The sequence below is a fragment of the Glaciecola sp. MF2-115 genome (assembly GCF_047250385.1).
Classification (GTDB): domain Bacteria; phylum Pseudomonadota; class Gammaproteobacteria; order Enterobacterales; family Alteromonadaceae; genus Glaciecola.
Genome location: NZ_JBLBVM010000049.1, coordinates 15,455 through 36,633 on the forward strand (window position 1 = coordinate 15,455; position 21,179 = coordinate 36,633).

Here is a 21,179-nt window from a genome sequence, read left to right on the forward strand (position 1 = left end):
TGATTTATCACAAAATAGTGATAACACGGTCTCACCGTCGTCCTTTAAGATTGTGTAGATGAAACCATGAGTACACCACAAACCACCAGTATGGTTCCCATCACACGCATAGCAGATATCTGCTCGTTAAGTAATAAAAATCCTAAGACCATCGTAATAATAAACCCTAAGCCGACAAAGGGGTAAGCGACACTAACATCAATTTTTGACAGCACAACTAGCCAAAGAACCATACTCAGCAGATACATACTTATGCCGGCCACCACGTATACATTTGTTAAAGCAATAAATAGCTTTTCAAACAAATTTCCAGCAATCATTAAATCATTCTGGACCTTGGCATTTGACATCCCCATCTTTAACACTATTTGAGCAAATGCTGACAAGCTAACACTACTGATGATGAATAGGATGATGTTGATGGTCATAGTTCTACAAAACGCCTTATTGCTTAATTATCCAGAGCTTTTCATTTAATGCTTTCTAATTTGAGCTGGACATTAAACTCAATTAGTAGTTTGCCTAAAAAGTAATAATGAGCGAACTCATTCTCAGGTCTTGTATCAAGCGAAGTTCTTTTCTTGAGTGCTAAGTAGCATAAATCGTATTCCTAATTGATGCAACAAAGTGCAATTCGAGCTGTTTGCCACAGATAATCAGCATGAAATAAGAGATTTGACCTTGCTCAAGTTGATCGGGTAATATTTAAACAACTCTGGTTGACGCCGAGTCTCCTTACAACAAGCTTAAGTTAATGATGACTTGCTAAGCGTTAGGGATACGCAGGGATTTAACATGATCACGGATGCAAAAAGCTTAATAGGCAACGAGGACATTGAAACGGATCTATTGATCATAGGCTCTGGTCCCGCGGGTATCACTATTGCTCGAAAATTTATCGGCAGCTCTATTCGCGTCACTGTTTTAGAAAGTGGTGGCGAAACTTATAACGCTGACACTCAAAGCCTTTATCGTGGCACTATTACTGGCACGCCTTCTGCTCCTTTAGATATTTCAAGACTTCGTTATTTTGGTGGAACATCGAATCATTGGGCTGGCTGGTGCAGACCCTTTGAGCGCGAAGATTTTGAACAAAGAAAGGGCTGGCCCGAGAGTGGCTGGCCGATAACTCTTGACGATTTAAGCCCATACTATGATGCAGCGACTAAAGTGTGTCAGTTAGGCAGTAATGTTTTTGACAACATTGCATATTGGAAGTCGCAAGCTGGAGGCGAGCAACTTTCTGCATTAGATGTTAACGAAAACCGCCTATTTACAAGTATTTTTCAAGTAAGTCCACCAACACGATTTGCACAAGTCTATCGCAAAGATCTTCAAAATGCCGCAAACATAAACCTGATTTTGAATGCGACTGCTCTGGAAGTACTGAAATCAGATGACAGCTCAATTCACGACAAAGTGAAAAAAATAACTGGTGTGCGAGCCAGTACACTAGACAAAAGACAGTTTAGGATAAATGCAAAGGCAACCGTTATTGCGGTTGGTGGGGTTGAAACATCCCGCTTGTTATTGCTTTCAGACAAGGTTTTCCCTCAGGGCGCTGGGAATGAGAATGACATGGTGGGCCGTTATTTTATGGATCATCCATGGATTACATCTGCAGCCTATGTCAGATTTCAAAATGCTGATACAAAATTGCCTTTATATTTTGATCAAACTAAGGTCGCAAAAAGTAAAATTTTTGGCACGCTATCACCTTCGCCAAAACTAAAAGAGGCTCATCAGATTGGAGGCTTCCGTTTATGGCTGCGCCCATCAACGGTATCAACAGCAGGTATAGACTCAGCCAGAACCATCATCGATAAATTAAAGGAAGGTGAACTGGCGGATAATTTGGGTGATCATATTTCTAATCTTTTTGCAGACTCTGGTCAGTTAGCTGATGTTGCTTACAAATCAATATTTAATGAAAAAGAATCACCATTTGGAAGTGAGCAAGATGCCGACGCACCTGTTATCGGTGCATCTATTGATCTCAATTTTGAACAACACCCAAACCCAGATAGTCGCCTCACACTTGATACTACCGTTGATGCGCTCGGTCAACGACGTATTAAGCTCGACTGGCGACTAGATGACACAGATTGGCATACTGCTACAAAAGCTCTTCAAACAGTCGCTCAGGAGCTAGGACGCAGCAATATAGGGCGCGTTCGAGTTAAGTTAATCGGCGATAAAGCAGAATGGCCAAGCTTAATGTCAGGTAGTTTTCATCACATGGGCGGCGCGAGGATGTCGAGTGATCCTAAAAAAGGTGTGGTAGATGCCGATTGCCGTGTTCATTCAGTTGAAAATCTTTACGTTGCTGGCAGTGCCGTCTTTCCGACTTGTGGCTTTGCAAACCCAACCTTAACCATTGTCGCGCTATCTCTAAAATTGGCTGATCATTTACATGGAGCTTTGTCATGAAGGAACTTGAAACGAAGACCATTAAAAACCAAAGACATTTGAGTAGACGTTCTTTTTTATCAGCGAGTTTAGCTTTCGCAATGCTTGGCAGCATTCCCCTCTTATCAAGTAGAGTCAGTGAGAATGTAAATGAGAGTGAAACAGAGAGTGAGACAGAGAATAATACAGTTCAAACCATAGAAAAATTACTCTCAATAATGCGCGACAGGCAATCAGCTGTTTATGTAGGAAAAGCGGTATTGCGCGAACATGACTCTACTTTAAACGCGCTTGTCATTTCAATTATGAACAATTTAGGTTTGTCGTTTATAGAACTTAACTCATTCAAAAAAGCAGATTTGTTGCTTCTATTAAACACAAGAACAGCTTTAGACTTCGACACCGGCAATATTATAAACACCGAAGGTTGGATGCTAGGTCAGACTGAGGCGCAGCTTTGTTCTCTAGCAGCAAAATACCAAATGAGTTCATACACTTCTTTCGCCGAATACCCCAGCGATATTGATTATGTTTAAAAACACCATGCAATCGCTCCCAAGGTGGTCACTCGCAAGTGGTTCTTTAATTACATTGATTATTGTTTGCTTGATCCTTACCCCTGTTATTTCAAACCAATTTGTCCCTTTAAATGATTATCCATTCCATCTTGCGCGAATTGTTATACTTGCTGATCTAAGTAACCCTGTTTACAGCGAGTTTTATAAAGCGGGAAGCTTTTTGCTACCAAATATGGCGATGGATATGATCGCTGTGCCATTAGCTACTGTTGTAGGCGCAGAGACCGCTTCGCGCATTTTTGTAATGCTTTGTTTAGTTGTTTTACTACTGGGCACTATGCTACTGCATAATGCTGTGCACAAACGTTTCTCTCCGTTACCGTTGCTTGCAGTGGTGTTTTTATTCAATGGCATTTTTCGTTATGGATTTTTAAATTATATATTTGGTTTAGGCATTGCACTTATTGCTGCGGCAATTTGGCTAAACATGAAAGAAGGCACACGAAGAGTCCTGATTGCGCTTATATTGTCACTCCTACTCATTATGCTGCATTTTGCAGCATTTGCAGTTTATGCCGTTATTATTGGTTCGTGTGAAATATATAATACGTACTCACGTTGGAAAGTAGATGGCGCTAAAACCTCTGTGATCAAGCTTTGCCTCTCTGCGTCTCCATTTCTGCTAGCAATCTTTCTATTTCTGCTTGTATCACCTACTGCAGATGTTGCAGGTGAAGGATTAAGCGAAAAAAGCTTCGCATTTAAAGCCATTGGTTCTATTATTTTAGGCGGATTATATAGCATTTTAACCGGCATCATCTGGCTTGACATAATCACCTACTCCCTTCTCATTTTAATTTTTGCTTTATTTTTTCTCAAAAAACGAATTAAGTTTTCACCCAGTTTATTCTTTGCATTTAGTGTAATGACAATAATTTATATTCTGCTGCCTCCAGCTATCATGGGCAGCCAATTTGCAGATGTACGTCTGGGGCCTGCAATTGCTTTGCTTTTGGTAGCGAGTATCGATATCAAACCTAATTTCACTAATAGCGATCGAGTCATAGCCACTTTCGCGCTGCTATTTTCAGTTTTAATATCTGTCGGAGTAACAAAGAAGTGGAATGAATTTGATCATGAAATATCGATCATTACTCGTATATTCGAAAAAACAGAAACGGGTTCGACCGTTTTTAGCGCAACAGCTCAACCTAATACCTATTTAATAACAGACACCAATGAGCGCCGAGAAGCGTGGGCGCCACCGTTAAAGCATGTGGCCTCTTATGCCGTTTTAAGCGCACCTAGATTTGTTCCCATGACTTTTGTTGATCCAACCAAACAGCCTTTAAATGTAACCAACAATTATCAAACCATAAAAAACTTCCAAACTGATAACCCCAGAAAAACATATACCGCAACCGAGTTAGAAAAATTCATACTGGAAATCAGCAATCAATTAACGAGTAGCGATTGGCCTAAGTTAGAGAATGTTTACTTATTTGTTGCGGGGTTTGATCGAATAAAAGGCGACTTCAACATGCCTGAGATCGGCAGTTCGGCTGAGCTTACTGAATTTAACAATCATGCACTGATAAAAATAAAATAATACTTATGCTGAAAAAACAAAATTACGACATTGTCATTGTAGGTGCTGGGTTTTATGGTTGCTCAATTGCCGTGGAACTGCTTAAGCAGGGCCGCACTGTCGCTATACTTGAGAAAGAATCAGACATAATGCAACGCGCATCTTATACGAATCAAGCTCGTATTCACCAAGGGTATCATTATCCTAGAAGTATCCTGACGGCGCTGCGCTCACAAACAAATTTTGATAAATTTATCACTGAATTTAGTGGCTGTGTGTACGACCAATTTGATAAATATTATGCCATCGCGAAAACATCATCGAAAGTAAATGCAGAGCAATTTAGACAATTTTGTAATCGCATAAATGCTCCCATTGAGAAGGCACCGAAAAACGTCAGTGCACTATTTAACCCCAATTTAATTGAGCAAGTATTTAAAGTTCGAGAGTATGCGTTCGATGCCCTTAAGCTCAAGAATATTTTGTTGAATTTACTCGAGCAGCAAAAAGTTGATGTTGGTCTAGCCTGTGAAGTAATGAAAGTAAAACAATCAAGTAAAGGCTTAAGCTTAAACTACACTCAACTGGGAGAAGAAAACAGCCTTGAAACCAGATATGTTCTAAATTGTACTTACTCTGGAATTAATCAGCTTAATCAAGCTTCAGAAATTCCCATTGTGCCTTTAAAGCATGAACTGACTGAAATGGCATTGATGCAAATGCCAGACGAATTAGAAAAATCAGGTTTCACTGTAATGGACGGACCGTTTTTTAGCATTATGCCCTTTCCTGCACGCGGCCTTCATTCTTTAAGTCATGTGCGCTACACACCGCATTGCTTCTGGCTGGATGATTCTGATAAAAAATTTGTAGACACTAAACAATTTATTAAAAACCATGCATACGTTAATCAACAAAAAGTAAAAAGCTATCACGTGCATATGCTAAATGATGCACAGCGTTATTTACCAGCACTAAGAGAATGTAAGTATGTTGATTCAATTTGGGAAATTAAGACGATATTACCTCAAAGTGAAATAGACGACAGTAGACCAATTCTTTTTAAGCGAAATCAGAAGCTTGCAAATGTTGTGTCTGTAATGGGTGGCAAAATTGACAATATTTTTGATATTAGGGATAAACTAAATGAGTTACTGGACGACGAGTGGAGTGCACCATGAAAATTGATAAATTTGTATCTGTTATTTCCCCCTTGTACAACAATGAAGACTCGATACTTCAATTTATCGACGACACCATATCCGTTTTAAAAGAAAACTATACTAATTATGAACTGGTACTTGTTGATGATAACTCGCGGGATAAAACAGTAGCGCTAGTGATGTCTGTGCTTGATAGGTACGAAGGGATAAGGTTGCTCAGATTATCTAGAGAATTCGGTGAGGAAATTGCAATTACTGCTGGGCTAGAATCTGTTATCGGCGATTTTACAATCGTAATGTTACCGCATATTGACCCTCAAGGTGCTATCCCAGAAATGGTCAAGAACTGCATTGAGGGCTCTGACATTGTGTATGGTGTACGAGCTATTCCAGCCGAAGAAAAATGGATTACCCGAAAGATTAAGGACCTGTTCTTTTGGTATTCAAATAGGATTCTAAAACTGGGCCTGATGAAGAACGTCACTCAATTCAGTTGCATGAGCCGACAGGCCGTTAATGCAATTATTCAAATTAAAGATAGCTATCGGTATTTGCGCTTATCTAGTTCTTTAGTGGGCTACGATCGTCAACCACTCATTTATCACCCCATTAAACGAGGGCGAAACTCGCGTGAACGAAGCTTCTTTAAAACGCTGAATATAGCCTTAACGCTAATTGTAGAAAACTCTACTCACCCTTTACGTTTTGTTAGTTGGTTAGGTTTGTTTGCCGCCTTGAGCAATCTTATTTACATTGTGTACATTGTATTAATTTACCTGTTTAAAGAAGACGTCATGCCCGGTTGGACGACCCTTTCACTGCAAAATGCTAGTCAGTTTTTTGTTATAGCTCTTATACTAACCGCTTTGTGCGAATATACAGGGCGTGTTCTCGGTCGACTGCAAAATAGGCCTTTGTATTATCAAAAGAATGAAAAAAATAGTAGCTTGTTACTCACAGAAAAAGATCGACCAAATATTGTAGAAGAATCGGTTTCCACCGATGTGTTATCGGATTGAGCTGAAACATAATTACAAGAAGTAAGGATATAGCAAAATGTCAAAAGCATTGATTGGATACACGGGCTTTGTAGGAAGTAACTTGTTAAAACAGCAACAATTTGATGATTGTTATAACTCAAGCAATATTCATCAAATCGCGGGAAAGGAATACGAGCAAATCATATGTGCTGGCGTATCGGCTGTAAAATGGATGGCTAATCGTGAACCTGAAAAAGATCGTGAAAACATTCAAAGCCTAATGGCTCATCTAAAACAAGTCAAAGCTGATAAGTTCATCTTAATATCTACAGTAGATGTATACCCAGTGCCTATAAACGTTGACGAAAAAACCGAGGTTCATTTAGACGAATGCCAACCGTATGGTAAACATCGATTGGAATTAGAGTATTTTGTAAAAAATGATTTTGATTCAGTTGTAATTCGCCTGCCAGGGCTTTTTGGAACGGGTTTGAAGAAGAATATTATTTATGATTTTTTGAACGACAATGATGTGGATAAAATAAACCCAAATGGCAGTTTTCAGTTTTATAACCTTGATCACTTAACGAAAGATATCAACATCGCATTAAAAAATTCGTTAACGACGCTGAATATCAGCTGTGAACCGATTGGCGTGCAAGAAGTTGCCGAAGTTTGCCTAGGACATAAGTTAGCTAAAAGTGCTTCAAGCGGCGTAAGTTACGACTACAAAAGCCTATACGCTACTCTCTTTGGAGGGAGTCATGGGTACCTATACAATAAACAGGAAGTGATAGCCGATTTAGTGGCTTATAAGCAAGAGTATATGGCGACAAGTGAAAAAGGATAGCCTTGAACCTGCCATTAGTTAGCTATCAATCGATGTAATTCGCTGCAGCACGCAATTTGATTGATTGTAGAGTTTCTCGAATAGTTGCCTCACTCAAGTAATAGCCATTGATAATGATACCGGCGGGATCTTCAAAAGCTCTAAGATCTTTTAAAGGGTTATTTTTTAATATTATGAGATCAGCTTCATAGCCAGCTTTTACCTGACCAACCTTAAAATAGGGACTTAGGAGACTGCCAGCATTCACTGTCGCAGACTCAATAACCTGCGCTGGACTCATGCCGCTGGCTTGCATTTCCAACATTTCTGGCACGACGGAGGCGCCCGCGACACTGAAGGTTTGTGGTGAGTCAGTGCCAAAATATATTTTAACTCCAGCTCTTTGCATGGCTCCAAGTAACTTTCTTCGGTTCTCAACTAATATATCTACGTCATATTCACCCAAAAGCTTTTTTAGGAAAACCTTTACTTCAGCTATAATCGGCAGTTCATACCCATCTATCCAGTTTTCAAGCAATTCATTGCTGACATACTCTAGTCCTTTGGTCTGCATCAACTCATCCAAAGATGCCGTCTTTAGTATTACTTCCCAAACCTTCATTGTGGGCACAATTCCCACCTTTGCATCCCGCGTCTTATGAGCCAAAAGATTCAATTCTTTCGAAGTTAATAAGCGGTATTCGCCAGCTCCACCTTCGAGGTAACCGTCTAAATGTTCAATTGTTTGCTGCCCTGCATTTAGAACGCGATCCAAACCGACCGCCATAGGTACATGACCAATTACAGGCATATTGTGGACCTTAGCTGTTTTGATAATCGCGTTATAAACCTCTATGGTTAGGCCATTATATACTTTGACTAATTGCCAACCTTGTCTTGCATATTCTTCAATTCGAGCAACCGCTTCTTCTACTGATTTTGTATTGCCTCCTGAGAAGCCAGGTCCAGCCATGATAAAATCTGGCGCTAATATCTTTTCTTTTTCAATTCTTTCAAGCAAATCAAGTTGCGCTGGGCCACCAAGCACGCTGCGAACGGTGGTTACACCATGAGTGACAAACAGGGCTAGAAGGTCATCTACTTCCTTACCTTTATATTCTCGTGTAGGAAGATGACCATGCATTTCTATTATGCCCGGAACCACATAACATCCCTTGCACTCAATAACTTTTATATCCGAAGTTAAAGTGTGAGGGGCCTTGTCACTAACAGATGTAATTTCTCCATTCTCGATGGTAATAACTTGATTACTGATGAATGGTTGATTGCCTCCAACGTATACGTGGGCGCCAGAGACGACGATTTGAGCTTGTAGGAATGCAGGGCAAAGTAAGATTAGAATAGTTGCTATAATTTTCATATTTATTTCCAAAGTCCTGCCTAGATTGAATGTGTTTTATTAAAATACAGCTTTTTTGATTAATGGAAATACAACTTACCCCTGACTAAAAAGGACGAACCATGTCTAGGTTGTTATTGGCGATTCAATAATTACTTTATAGTCGATTATTATTAGACTATCATTCGTTACCCAATTTTTGAAAGAGCTTGTATCTTGTTAGCAGAAAAAATTATAAAGCGTGTCAACAAATTCTTATTTGATCGTGCCTCCAAGGGTGTCCTAAACACGCCTCAGTGTAATTTGACAAGTAATACCGATTATCAAATTGTTATTGTTAGTCAGGTTTATTCTGCAGCCGTAATGATGACATTGTTAGCTCTTAAATCTTTTATCTTAAACTTAAAAATCAAGGTACGCTTAGATCTTATAGATGATGGTAGTTTAACCGAAACGGATAAGGAAATTTATAAACAACACTTCTCTGAAGTCAACATTATCCCTATGGATTCAGTTGAGTTAAACGGTTGTCCACAGGGCGGATGTTGGGAAAGGTTGTGTTACATACTCAAAGTCGCTAAAACTGATTACGTTATCCAAGTCGATACTGACACACTCACAATAAATAACCTTTCTGAAATAGAAGAGTGCATCGCAAACAACACAGCCTTTGTTATCAGTGGCCCGAAGTGGCTTTCTCCAATTCCTGCGGTTGAAATGGCAAAAACAGCACAAAGCTGGAAAAACCCACATGTACAATCTAGTGCAGAATCGCTATTTGACGAACTGGAAAGTATTGATCTGATTGAGTATTGCCGTGGCTGTGCTGCATTTGCTAGTTTTCCCAAGGGCATTGATATGATGCCGGAACTAAGCAAGTTCTCTAAGGAGATGGAACAAAAACTTGGTGCTAGTAAATGGAATGAATGGGGTTCAGAACAATTATCTAGTAACGTAATCATCTCATTAACAGACAAACCGTCTATATTGCCATGGCCAAAATATCAAAATTATGGCTTCCCATTTGATGATAACCTTGATATCACTGAATTCAGCGTCATTCATTTTGTAGGCAGCCATCGCTATGACAAAGGGACCTATAAAAGGCTCGCAAAAAAGGTCATAACTAACCTTTCTGTATAACGCTCAAACGATTACCTACATTCAAGATTGTAAAAACAGTAAAGCTAAATACTATGTTATTTAGCTTTCACAAAACCTAGACTAACAACAAGACTAAAATGAATTTATCCAAGTCTCTAATCACCGCTTATAAATGGAATGTTGTTGGAAATATTGCAATTAGAAGCCTAAGCGTTGTATCAACGTTAGTGCTTGTTAGAGTCTTGTCCCCTGAAGATTTCGGCATTATGGCGATGGCTACTATATTTATTGGTTTTTTCCAAATGCTATCTAATGCTAGCGTCAACCGCTATCTAATTTTGTTAGAGCGTCCAAGCAAAGAAGATTACGATGCGGCATGGACGCTCACAATCATTCTCAGATTTATTTCGATGTCAATCCTGTTTGCGCTTTCATCTACTATAGCTAAATACATGACGACACCTGAACTGACCCTTGTATTGCAAATTATTTGTTTCGTGTATTTCTTGGCAGCGTTCATGAGTCCAGGCATGATAAAACTAGAACGGGATATCAATTTTAAGGCCTTAAATAAAATAGCAGTTATAGCTAAATTAAGTGCAACAATAATCACAGTCTACTTTGCAATAAAACTCGAGTCTTACTTTGCTTTGATAATTGGCGAGTCCGTACTAATATCAGCAACCCTAATTTTAAGCTATGTCATTTGTACGCATAAGCCAGCCTTAAATTTTAGTTTCGACCCGAAAATGTTTCAATTTGCTTCGTATATTTTTCTTCGAAACTTGGTTGGGTACAGTCGCTCAAAAGTAGATGCATTTATCGTCGGGAAGCTATTTGGAAATGATGTGTTAGGCGGCTTCACTGTTGCTAGACAATTTGCAATTATGCCCCAAGATGAAATTTTTGGACCAGCAATGCAACCTGCTTATGCTGCCCTATCCCAGTTGAAAAATAATATCGCACAATTTGATGCTAAGCTTTATCAAGCGCTTTTTATTGGCTACTCCCTACTTATCCCCTCAGCTTTTGGTCTACTCTATTGTGCAGAAAACTTCGTCGCGGTTGTTCTAGGCGCACAATGGATTGCAGTAGCTGAGTATATAGGTTTAATAGCATTTCTTATGCTTCCTTTTTACACTCAACCAATTTTAAATATTGCATATGACTCCAGACAGAAATCAAAATATTCGATAGTCCCAGACATTCTGGCACTTACCTTTATGATCTTAGCTATTTATTATTTTATACCACAGTCCATTGTGACCTTTGTTGATTTACGATTAGTGGTTGGGCTTTTAACTTTACTTATTTTGTTTATCGCAGCTAAATTATTCTTAGGCCTTCAGTTACGTCTTTTACTTATTACTTTGGCACCAGCGGCCTTGTGCAGTATTGTTATGTTTGCGTTCCTAAATCTAATGACAATTGATACGTCAGTTCAAACTATCGATCTTATAATTGAAATTTCTCTGGGATTTGCTAGCTATAGTTTGTGCTACTATTTAATGTTTGCTGTTCTAATAAAGCTCTGGCCGGGCTCATTCGTAACACGATTAATACCAAACGCCTTATACAATCTTTTACCGAATAACAAACAGCGTTGAAATTGCCAATCTATATCCATTTCTCAATTGTTTTCAGTTGATTAACAGATACGACTTGTATACCATTCAGCGACTTTTTGTTAAATTTTGACGGTTTCAAAATCAATCTTAAAACTATTAATTAAACGGAAAATTTGCTAGGTTAATCAATAGAAAAATTAAGCAATAACATTTAAATTTTACGCGAAAGCACAAAGGGAGTTATACATGAAAGATTCTGAAGGGCGGGAAAACCCAATTCGTATGCCTATTAGAATCAAGCATCTACCTAACTTCATTGCTGACAAGATATCTCAGAAAAAACTTTTAGCGAAATCAACGGACTCAGATATAACATTTAATCTTTGTTTTTTTAGCTGCGAGTCTTACTTCGATTATCTCCATTGTTCAATACATAGCGTTGTTAATCAATTATCGTCATTCAAATATAAAATATTTGTATTCAATGATAGTGATCAACCCATTACCAATGAGCAAAGCGAGATTTTACGCAATCTCAGCCCTCAAGTTGAAATCATATTATGGCCAAAGAGCATGGGCTGGGGGGCAGAGCAAATAAGTAACATTTGGCGAGCTTACGAATATGCGGCGGAACAAGCGAAGCCCAATGACATTATTGCAAGAGTCGATTCTGATGTGTTCTTTGTAAATGAACGAATTTTCAAGCAAGTAGCCGCCCAAGGTGCTGACTTAATGGGCGACGGTCATTTTGTTGATTTTAAATACTGTCAAGGAGGATGTTATTTCTTTAAAGCCTCCGCGGTTAGAAAGATAGTTAATTTAATCGCCACTGAAAGTATGGAAAAGTTAGTCAAAGAAATAGACGTAGAGGTTGAAGATGTAGCAGCAACCGCATTTGCCAAGAAACTTAACTTAAACGTTGTTCAAACTTGGTTTATGGGTTTTCCAAATGAACTGGAACATAACAAATACTTCATATGGTGGTTTAAAAGCAAATTCAGTTGCGTCCACTTTGTAATGAAAAATAAAGACAAGATGTTGACTGCATATTTAGAATATTTTGATAATAATCCGAATGATAAGTTTTCTCGGCATCTCAAGAGAAAGGTATAGGTCGACTAATGGTAGATAAAAATAACATGTCTGATTACCCTAATGTCCAAATGGTTGACTTTAAATCATGTGGTGATGAGCGAGGTTCTTTAATTGCTTTAGAGCAAATTAAAAATGTTCCGTTTGATATCAAGCGCGTTTATTACATGTTTGATACAAAAGAAGGTGTTACTCGAGGTTTTCATGCTCACAAAGCATTGAAGCAAGTTGCGATTGCGGTAAAGGGCTCGTGTAACTTTGTTCTGGACAATGGCAAAAAGCGAGTTAATGTCAAACTAGACGACCCATGCAAAGGTTTACTTATTGAAGAGTTTATTTGGCGGGAAATGAATCAATTTAGTCCTGACTGTGTGCTGATGGTGCTCGCAAGTGAATACTATGACGAAAGTGATTATGTTAGAGACTATGACGAATTTTTAAAGGCACAATTAAAGTGATCCACTCTTTAGCAGACGTACAAACGGTTCATATTGGTCAAAGCACAACGGTATGGCAATTTAACGTTATCTTACCAAACGCAGTTATCGGTGATAATTGCAATATTTGTTCACATTGTTTTATTGAAAATGATGTTATTATTGGACATAGGGTCACGATTAAAAATGGCGTCTATTTATGGGATGGAACAACGATTGAGGATGATGTATTTATTGGCCCCAACGTTACCTTCTCAAACGACAAGTACCCTCGTTCAAAAAACCATGATGTCGAGTTTACCAAAACACGAGTATGCAAAGGTACGTCAATAGGTGCGAATGCCACGATATTACCTGGTATTACTATTGGAGAGTATGCAATGATTGGTGCAGGCTCGGTAGTAACAAAGAATGTGCCAGCACATACAACAGTAAAAGGTAACCCTGCAAAATGACTGCGAACAATTCAGGCTCTGTAATTCCTTTTTTAAGTCTTAAAGAAGTTAATGACCAATACAACGCCGAGTTAAAACAAGCCGCGTGTCGCGTAATTGACTCGGGTTGGTATCTTCAAGGTACCGAAGTAAGTGAGTTTGAGGGCGCATTTGCAGAATTTTGCGGCGCAAAATATTGTGTTGGTGTAGCCAACGGACTTGACGCACTCAACTTAATTTTCAGAGCTTACTTGGAAATGGGTAAACTTGAGAAAGGTGACGAAGTTATTGTACCAGCGAATACTTACATTGCTTCAGTATTGGCAATTACAGAGAATGGCTTAACTCCAGTGCTTGTTGAACCCAGTGCTTCAACATTTAATCTAGATCCAATCAAAGTTAAAGAAAGAGTATCAAAAAAGACAAAGGCTATATTAGCGGTTCATTTGTACGGCCAAATCACTGATTTTGAACAACTTGATCAAATTAGCAAAGAAAATAACTTACTCCTTATTGAAGATAGCGCTCAAGCTCACGGAGCAACGTTTGAGGGACGAAAGGCTGGAAATTTAGGTCACGCTAGCGGATTTAGTTTTTACCCCGGTAAAAACCTTGGTGCACTTGGGGATGCTGGCGCTGTCACTACCAATGATGCGGAACTTGCGAAGTTGGTAAAAAATTTGGGCAACTACGGCACATCTAAACGCTATATTAATGATTTCAAAGGAATAAACAGTAGACTTTCTGAAATTCAAGCTGCCTTTTTAAGTGTAAAATTAAAGTATTTAATAAATGAAATTGAAGTTCGTAGAAATATTGCGAATAAATACCTGAAAAAAATTAACAATCCAGCAATAGTACTTCCTAATGTCCCTAAAGCTACCGCGCATGTATGGCACTTATTTGTTATTAGAACAAAGCACAGAGATGAATTATTGGATTATATGTTGAATGCAGGCATTCAGAGCTTGATTCATTATCCCATCGCTCCACATAAACAACTTGCTTATAAAGAATATAATCACTTAATGTTGCCAATTACCGAGGCTTTACAAAATGAAGTACTGAGCTTGCCTATTTCGCCGACGTTGAGCGATGAGCAAGTTGATAGAATAATTGGCGTAGTTAATGCTTTCAAACCCTGCAGATAAGTTAATAATTGATAACCAGCGTAAACTTCGTGCACTGGAGGACGAGTTGCTGGCTTCGAACAATATAGACGTTGCCAACAAAGCAGTCAGGTTTGCTATAAACAATCGCTCCTCAATATATTGCTCGCCAGTTATTGAGAGGTTTTATTTGACTTTGGCCGATAATATAGAAGAACCTATACACAGCAAAGCTTGCTTCCCAAATCAATCCCCCAGAATTCTTCATGTTTTAACTCGAAGTTACCTTAAGGGTGGCCACACTAGATTTGTTGAACGTTGGATGGAAACGGCAACTCCCGACGAAGTTCATAGTGTATATATAACAGACCAACATCACGAACATGAAGTAACCCCCACCATTCATAAACAGACTAAAAGATTAAGTGGTAAGTTGATATTGGCAGAAAGTGGTTTGCCCCTTTTGAAAAATGCAAAAAACCTAAGAGTGGAAGCCTCGAATTATGATTTCATTATCTTACATCATCATATGCACGATGCTGTCCCTATAGTTGCGTTCGGCAATAAAAACTTCAAACAAAAAGTCATTGTTTTTAATCATGCAGGCCATCTTTTTTGGCTGGGAGCATTAATCACAGACTTTGTAATTGATATTGAACGTGGGCAAAATCAAATTAGCAAAGTAAAACGGGGTATTGAGTTTAGTAAGGTTATAAATTTAATTGCACCTGAGGTCCCAGAAATAAAACATGATGCTGCAAAAGTTAGGAAAAAATTCAAAATACCATCTAAAGGATTTGTTATTTGCGCTATGGCTAGCGATGCAAAGTTTACTCCAATTGAGAAATATAACTTTCCAAGCACAATCGCTAAGATTTTAGAAAAAACTGAAAACACATATTTTTTAGGGATTGGACCGCATAAACGAAATCCTATTTGGAAGGATTTACTTAAGCAATACCCTCATCGAGTCATACTTCTTGGTTCTAGACCTTTTTCTGAAGTTCAATCTTTGTTGAAAAGTAGTGATTTGTTTTTAGACTCGTTTCCCTTTAACTCATGGACTTCGATGATCGATGCTATTTCTTTAGCACACTTACCCGTGTTATCTCTGAAAACGCCAGTAGGACTACCCGCGTTTTTAGAGCACAGCCTTGCTGACACCGAATCAGAAGAAATATTAATTAGGCGAGTTATCGCGCTGAGTACAAACGATATTGAGCTAGAACTAAATAAAAGTGATATGTTGAATAGAATAAAGCAATGCTCAAGAGAACAGTTTGCTGCTAATATTCGTGATGTTCTCGATTCACTTCAAGACTTAAAACACAAGCGCCGAGAGAATATTTGTTTTGATGAATCCCTAGAAGAGCTTGATAAACATTTTATTCAAATGAACTCAGGCTCAAAATCCAAAACTATTGGGCATAAGAATATAGTTGCTTTGCACTACTCGCCATCGAATATGCGCTCTGTATTTATTCTCGGTAAAGAGTTCTCTATTGACTATTGATAGCAGTAATACTGTAATAGCATGCTCTATTCAAAGATTTCTACTTTGATAGTTGTTACGGAATATTGATTATTTTAAATTAGGCTCGGAAGCATCAATGTGACCGTAAAATATTAAACATATCTACAACAAGTGAACCAGTAAATGTGCGTTTTTTTTATTTCCAACAAATTTACTATCAATGAAAGAAATTTACGTGCAATTAAGAAGTCACTGAAGTTTAGACGACTTGATTGCGCATACTCCTTTGTCTCGCTCGGGAATTGGATAGATGACCATTCTAGACTTACTGCGATAAATACAGATTCAAACGCAATTCGAATAATTGCTGATAGTCTTTGCAGTTTTTTTGCATTGAATTGTAATGTTTTAGAAAATCCAAAAAATGAGTATTAGTCAAAAAGTATTAAAAGGATCAATTTGGTCTCTTGCCATTTCTTGGTTTAACCGCTCAATTGGACTGATCAGCACATTAATTTTGCTTAGAGTCTTGCAACCAGCAGATTTTGGAATTGTAGCGCTAGCGACCATGGTGATGCTTCTGTTTATGTCTTTTTGTGAATTAGGCATCCGCCAGTACATTATTAAAACTCCTGATATCACTGACGAAATGGTTAATAATGCTTGGTCATTACAGTTAGTTATAAATTTTATTATTACAATATGTTTGCTGCTCACAGCACCTGTAATATCAACTATCCTAGGTGATGAAAAGCTTACCGATATATTGAGAGTTATCGCTTTTATTCCGAGTATCGCCGCTCTAAACAATATTGGAGGAACACTTTTAATAAAACAATTAGACTATTCTAAAGTAACAAAGATTGCTATTGGTGCAAAGTTGGTTTCTACACCAGTTACTATATATATTGCTGTCATACATAAGTCCTACTGGGCTCTCGTCATAGGCAACCTCACAAGCATAATAGTCGTTTGTATTTTTAGTTACTTATTTATTAGCTACAGACCTAGATTAAGATTTTCAAAGTTTAAGGAAATTTTTGCTGAAACAAAATGGCTGTTAATTGGTACTCTCACAGGTTTTATAAGATCTAAAATAGAGAGTTTTATAGTAAATAGTAAGTTTGGAGTCGAAGGATTAGGTTTATACGATACTTCAAAAGAATTCGCCTTATTACCCTTAAGCGATATTATAACCCCAGCGTCGGCACCACTTTTAGCTGGCGTATCATCAATTAAAACAGGCTTGAACGACGCTTACAAAGCTATAATTAAATACTTATATATCGCGATGTTTTTTATCATTCCTTCCATTGTTGGTATATTTATTGTCGGAGACTTATTTGTAGAAGTAGTTATGGGTGAGCAGTGGATAAAAGCGATCCCCATTTTTAAAACCGTTTCGATATTAATGATAGTTTTCCCCATATACAATTGCTGCCGCACAATAATGTTTTTATCAAACGATTTGAAAGTTCTAACGATAATGGATATAGCTTCAATTGCAGCAATGCTAGCTATTCTAACTCCTTCATTTATAGATAGTCTCGAGTTTCTCGCTTGGGGAAGGGTACTTATTGGAGTATGTTTTGCTTTCACCCTAATAGCCATGTTAAAAGTTCGATATAAATTTAGTGTAAAACCTATATTCGTTTTGTTCGTCGCAGTTCTTACACTATCGTTACCTTTTGCATCTTGTATATACTTTTTAAAACTACACATGCTTGATCAGGGTAAAGTAATAAGTTTGTTAGTCTCTTCGTTTTGTGGTTGCATAGTCTATTTATCAACTGTTTTCTTTTCAATCAAAATACTAGCAAAACGAAGCGAGTACTTTTTGTTTACAAGTGAATTTATTAACAACAATATTAGTACTATAAAAACTAAAGTATCGCATATTCTTAATAAGTGATAGAAAATAAATTGAGCATTACATATGTATAAAGTTAATCTTAGAGAGCTAGTAAAGAGGATACCTTTTGCGCGCAAATTTGGAAAAAAACTAAGGCAAAAAGTCCACGGCTTTCAATATGTGACTTATCCTAAACTAGCTCCTTTTTTACACGAACGAGCTTTGAAAAAAGTAAAGCGTCAGGAAACACCTGTCAAAGTAGTGTTTATGGTGATTCATGAGTCAGTTTGGAAACTTGACAGATTGTATTGGTTGATGGAAGCCTCAAAAGAATTCAAACCAATTGTTTTAATTTGTCCTTACGTGATGCAAGGAGAAGAAGTAAAACGGCGAGACATGAAGAAGGCTTTTGACTGGTTTGAAAAAAGAGGATATAACGTAAAAAGCTCTATAGTAAATGGACGTTTGTTGAATATCAAAGCTGAAATGAAGCCTGACTTAGTGTTTTTTACGAACCCTCATGATTTAACTGAAACGCAATTTTTGGCGAAGTCATTTGTAAATGTATTAACGGCGTACGTACCTTACGGGCACCAAGTAACTAAATACATGAATTATTATGCACAATATAATCAACTTTCACACAACACAATGTGGAAGATATTTACGATAAATCAGCTAGATAAGAACATATCAACTGAATACGCTAACAACAAAGGGAGAAATGTTGAAATTACAGGTTATGCGGGTATCGATAAGTTAATCGACACTTCTTATACAGCAAAGAATGTATGGAAACCTCAGATAGTTCGTAAGAGAAAAATTATTTGGGCTCCTCATCACACAATTGAAATAGACAGTCCTCTAAAATACTCGACATTCCTTGATACTGCAGATTATATGAAGTCACTATCAACTGATTATTCCGATGTTTTACAGTTTTCATTTAAACCACACCCTCTACTTAAAGATAAACTTTATGCTCACGAAGAGTGGGGGCTAGAACGTACAAATGAGTTTTTTAATTTCTGGGATACTAGTGTTAACACTCAACTTGACTTAGCTGACTATATAGATCTATTTTTAACATCTGATGCAATAATTCATGATTCAGGCTCTTTTCTCGCAGAGTACTTATATGTAAATAAACCCGCCCTATTCATGATCGCAGATGACTCAATCGAAGAACGGTTTAGCCCTCTAGGTACAGATGCATTTAATGCTTGCTCGCATGGAAGAAGCTGTGAAGATATAAGGCGATTTATTGAATCAGAAGTATTAGAAAACAAAGATAGCAAAAAGGACATAAGAGAGAGCTTTGTTGAAAGTTGCCTTCCGTCAAATGGTGCCATACCCTCTGATTTAATTTTTACTTACCTTTTAAAGCAACTTAAACCGAACAGTGTGTGATTATGTAATTTCGTTATTTTGAATCGCCACTAGTTTACTAGACACCTCTTAGTTAGATAAACTAACTAAAAATAAGGTGAAAGTATATGAGCGGACAACGCTATCCTGAAGAATTTAAAATAGAAGCAGTTAAGCAAGTGACAGAGCGCGGTCATTCGGTTGCAGATGTTGCTGAACGATTGGGTGTAACAAGCCACAGTATTTACAATTGGATGAGGAAGTACGGGCCCAAAGCTGCTGAATATCAAGCAAATACTGATGAGGCCAACAGGATAAAAGCGCTTGAAAAGGAATTAAAGCGGGTCACTGAAGAAAGGGACATCTTAAAAAAAGCGGCGGTATACTTCGCAAGCCAATCCGACTGAGGTATACCTTTATTAAGGATAACAAGCACTTAATCTCCGTAAGGCGATTATGTAAGATTTTCGATGTTCAACCAAGCGGATATTATGCTTGGCTACAAACGCCGAATTCACAGCGTGCTCACAGGGACACTAAACTCACTGGTTTAATCAAGCAATTTTGGCTTGAATCAGGCAGTGTTTATGGCTATCGCAAGCTCCACTCTGACCTGCATGATGTGGGTGAAAAGTGCGGCATTAACCGTGTTCACAAGTTAATGAAGCAAGAAGGCATAAAAGCACAAGTCGGTTATCGTAAACCTAGGCATCGAGGTGGTAATCAACATGTTGTTGTTCCTCATCGCTTGCAACGTGAATTCAACCCTGATGCACCTAATACGGCGTGGGTAACAGATATCACCTATATCAAGACCCACGAAGGCTGGCTTTACTTAGCAGTCGTTTTAGACTTGTTCTCACGAAAAATCATTGGTTGGTCAATGCAATCGATGATGACAAAACAGATTGTATTAAACGCATTATTAATGGCAGTTTGGCGAAGAAAACCGACGACTAAAGTCATGGTGCATTCGGATCAAGGTAGCCAATATACGAGCTATGAATGGCAATCATTTCTTGCGGAGCATGGGTTAGAAGGCAGTATGAGTCGACGAGGTAATTGCCATGATAATGCCGTTGCAGAGAGCTTCTTCCAACTGCTAAAACGGGAACGAATAAAGAAGCGTATCTACTCAACGCGAGAACAAGCAAGAGCAGATATCTTTAACTATATTGAAATGTTTTATAATGTAAAACGAAAACATGGTTCCAATAATTTGCTGTCACCAGTAAACTTCGAGAATCAATACCAGCAACAACTAGGAAGTGTCTAGATTAATGGTGGCGATTCATTTTGGTAAAATAGTTTGAATACTGGCATCTCATCTAACTTACTACGAGATGAGGAGTTTAGGCTTCTATTTATAACCAATTAAATTTCTTTAAAAATGTTGAAATAACAGTCGTAGATTGCCCACGCAACGTAGCATAATAGTAGCAAGGAAAACGGTGAACTAATTGCAAAGCTCAACTCGACGTATAACAATATGGTTTTGTGGACTCTATACCATTTTTGTAGTGTATGGCAGTTTAGTTCCCTTAAGTTTCAATAACTATAACTTTTCAACCGCAATCCAAACTTTTTTAAGCATACCAATATTCGACTTTGAAATTGCAAGTCGCGCCGATTGGTTCACCAATTACCTTTTATTTATACCTCTTAGCTACGCGTTATTGTTAATTCTTCCAAGAAGTAAAAACCTTTTGCACATAGCTTTTAAACTGTTCTTCATTTTGCTAAGCCTTATCTTCTTATCCATCATAATAGAGTTTATACAAGTATTCATACCTGCGAGAGTATCTTCATACAAAGACGTTTTTGCACAGCTTTTAGGAACGATAAGCGGCTTTGTTCTGTTTTATTATTCACATAAACAAATCGAAAATTTAAT

Annotated in this window: 18 protein-coding genes and 1 pseudogene; 17 read left to right on the plus strand and 2 right to left on the minus strand. The window is 37.9% G+C overall.

Features of this window, described 5'->3' with window-relative positions:
• Positions 1-44 precede the first annotated feature (44 nt).
• Entirely contained in the window at positions 45-428 is a 384-nt protein-coding gene (locus tag ACKLNX_RS08320) for an SMR family transporter (RefSeq protein ID WP_412971984.1), read from the minus strand.
• A gap of 367 nt (positions 429-795) precedes the next feature.
• Between ACKLNX_RS08320 and ACKLNX_RS08325 the strand changes: the two genes are divergently transcribed.
• Genes ACKLNX_RS08325 through ACKLNX_RS08350 form a run of 6 tightly spaced genes read left to right on the plus strand, consistent with a single transcriptional unit; the run spans position 796 to position 7,508 of the window.
• A complete protein-coding gene (locus tag ACKLNX_RS08325; protein ID WP_412971985.1) occupies positions 796-2,430 on the plus strand; it encodes a GMC oxidoreductase in 1,635 nt (544 codons plus the stop codon).
• Complete coding sequence (locus tag ACKLNX_RS08330) at positions 2,427-2,945, plus strand: hypothetical protein (RefSeq protein WP_412971986.1); 519 nt, start codon at positions 2,427-2,429, stop codon at positions 2,943-2,945. Before ACKLNX_RS08325 ends, ACKLNX_RS08330 begins: the two co-directional genes overlap by 4 nt.
• On the plus strand, positions 2,938-4,536 hold the full coding sequence (locus tag ACKLNX_RS08335; RefSeq protein WP_412971987.1) for a hypothetical protein: 1,599 nt from the start codon (positions 2,938-2,940) through the stop codon (positions 4,534-4,536). Before ACKLNX_RS08330 ends, ACKLNX_RS08335 begins: the two co-directional genes overlap by 8 nt.
• A gap of 5 nt (positions 4,537-4,541) precedes the next feature.
• The gene (locus ACKLNX_RS08340; protein ID WP_412971988.1) at positions 4,542-5,696 is read left to right on the plus strand and encodes an FAD-dependent oxidoreductase; all 1,155 of its coding nucleotides are present in this window, start codon (positions 4,542-4,544) and stop codon (positions 5,694-5,696) included.
• The gene (locus ACKLNX_RS08345) at positions 5,693-6,697 is read left to right on the plus strand and encodes a glycosyltransferase (RefSeq protein WP_412971989.1); all 1,005 of its coding nucleotides are present in this window, start codon (positions 5,693-5,695) and stop codon (positions 6,695-6,697) included. The genes ACKLNX_RS08340 and ACKLNX_RS08345 overlap by 4 nt, the downstream gene beginning before the upstream one ends.
• Positions 6,698-6,734: 37 nt before the next feature.
• Positions 6,735-7,508, plus strand: a complete 774-nt coding sequence (locus ACKLNX_RS08350) for an NAD(P)-dependent oxidoreductase (RefSeq protein ID WP_412971990.1) — start codon at positions 6,735-6,737, stop codon at positions 7,506-7,508.
• Positions 7,509-7,533: 25 nt separating this feature from the next.
• On the opposite strand, the gene ACKLNX_RS08355 is transcribed toward ACKLNX_RS08350, so the two are convergent.
• On the minus strand, positions 7,534-8,868 hold the full coding sequence (locus tag ACKLNX_RS08355; protein WP_412971991.1) for an amidohydrolase family protein: 1,335 nt from the start codon (positions 8,866-8,868) through the stop codon (positions 7,534-7,536).
• A 195-nt stretch (positions 8,869-9,063) separates the two neighbouring features.
• Between ACKLNX_RS08355 and ACKLNX_RS08360 the strand changes: the two genes are divergently transcribed.
• The 11 genes and pseudogenes from ACKLNX_RS08360 to ACKLNX_RS08410 all read left to right on the plus strand — a co-directional run.
• Positions 9,064-9,990, plus strand: coding sequence for a hypothetical protein (locus ACKLNX_RS08360; protein ID WP_412971992.1), 927 nt, complete (start codon positions 9,064-9,066; stop codon positions 9,988-9,990).
• A 98-nt stretch (positions 9,991-10,088) separates the two neighbouring features.
• Positions 10,089-11,558 (plus strand): oligosaccharide flippase family protein, encoded by a 1,470-nt coding sequence (locus tag ACKLNX_RS08365; protein WP_412971993.1) that lies wholly within the window; start codon positions 10,089-10,091, stop codon positions 11,556-11,558.
• A gap of 207 nt (positions 11,559-11,765) precedes the next feature.
• Positions 11,766-12,632: a hypothetical protein gene (locus ACKLNX_RS08370; protein ID WP_412971994.1), complete on the plus strand. Its 867-nt coding sequence runs from the start codon at positions 11,766-11,768 to the stop codon at positions 12,630-12,632.
• A gap of 8 nt (positions 12,633-12,640) precedes the next feature.
• Complete coding sequence (locus ACKLNX_RS08375) at positions 12,641-13,069, plus strand: sugar 3,4-ketoisomerase (RefSeq protein WP_412971995.1); 429 nt, start codon at positions 12,641-12,643, stop codon at positions 13,067-13,069.
• Entirely contained in the window at positions 13,066-13,503 is a 438-nt protein-coding gene (locus tag ACKLNX_RS08380) for an acyltransferase (RefSeq protein WP_412971996.1), read from the plus strand. The genes ACKLNX_RS08375 and ACKLNX_RS08380 overlap by 4 nt, the downstream gene beginning before the upstream one ends.
• Complete coding sequence (locus tag ACKLNX_RS08385) at positions 13,500-14,633, plus strand: DegT/DnrJ/EryC1/StrS family aminotransferase (protein WP_412971997.1); 1,134 nt, start codon at positions 13,500-13,502, stop codon at positions 14,631-14,633. Before ACKLNX_RS08380 ends, ACKLNX_RS08385 begins: the two co-directional genes overlap by 4 nt.
• Positions 14,611-16,104: a hypothetical protein gene (locus ACKLNX_RS08390; protein ID WP_412971998.1), complete on the plus strand. Its 1,494-nt coding sequence runs from the start codon at positions 14,611-14,613 to the stop codon at positions 16,102-16,104. Before ACKLNX_RS08385 ends, ACKLNX_RS08390 begins: the two co-directional genes overlap by 23 nt.
• A 385-nt stretch (positions 16,105-16,489) precedes the next feature.
• Positions 16,490-17,977: an oligosaccharide flippase family protein gene (locus tag ACKLNX_RS08395; protein WP_412971999.1), complete on the plus strand. Its 1,488-nt coding sequence runs from the start codon at positions 16,490-16,492 to the stop codon at positions 17,975-17,977.
• Between the two features lie 24 nt (positions 17,978-18,001).
• Positions 18,002-19,327 carry a CDP-glycerol glycerophosphotransferase family protein gene (locus tag ACKLNX_RS08400; protein WP_412972000.1) on the plus strand — a complete coding sequence of 442 codons (1,326 nt, stop codon included), beginning with the start codon at positions 18,002-18,004 and terminating at the stop codon, positions 19,325-19,327.
• 86 nt (positions 19,328-19,413) lie between these two features.
• Positions 19,414-20,561 (plus strand): IS3 family transposase gene (locus ACKLNX_RS08405; protein ID WP_412972001.1). Its coding sequence is split into 2 segments (ribosomal slippage): positions 19,414-19,663 and positions 19,663-20,561, totalling 1,149 coding nucleotides; the frame shifts between segments, so codons are not numbered across the junction.
• Between the two features lie 184 nt (positions 20,562-20,745).
• Positions 20,746-21,138: pseudogene (locus ACKLNX_RS08410) on the plus strand (VanZ family protein); the annotation flags it as partial.
• Between the last annotated feature and the right edge of the window lie 41 nt (positions 21,139-21,179).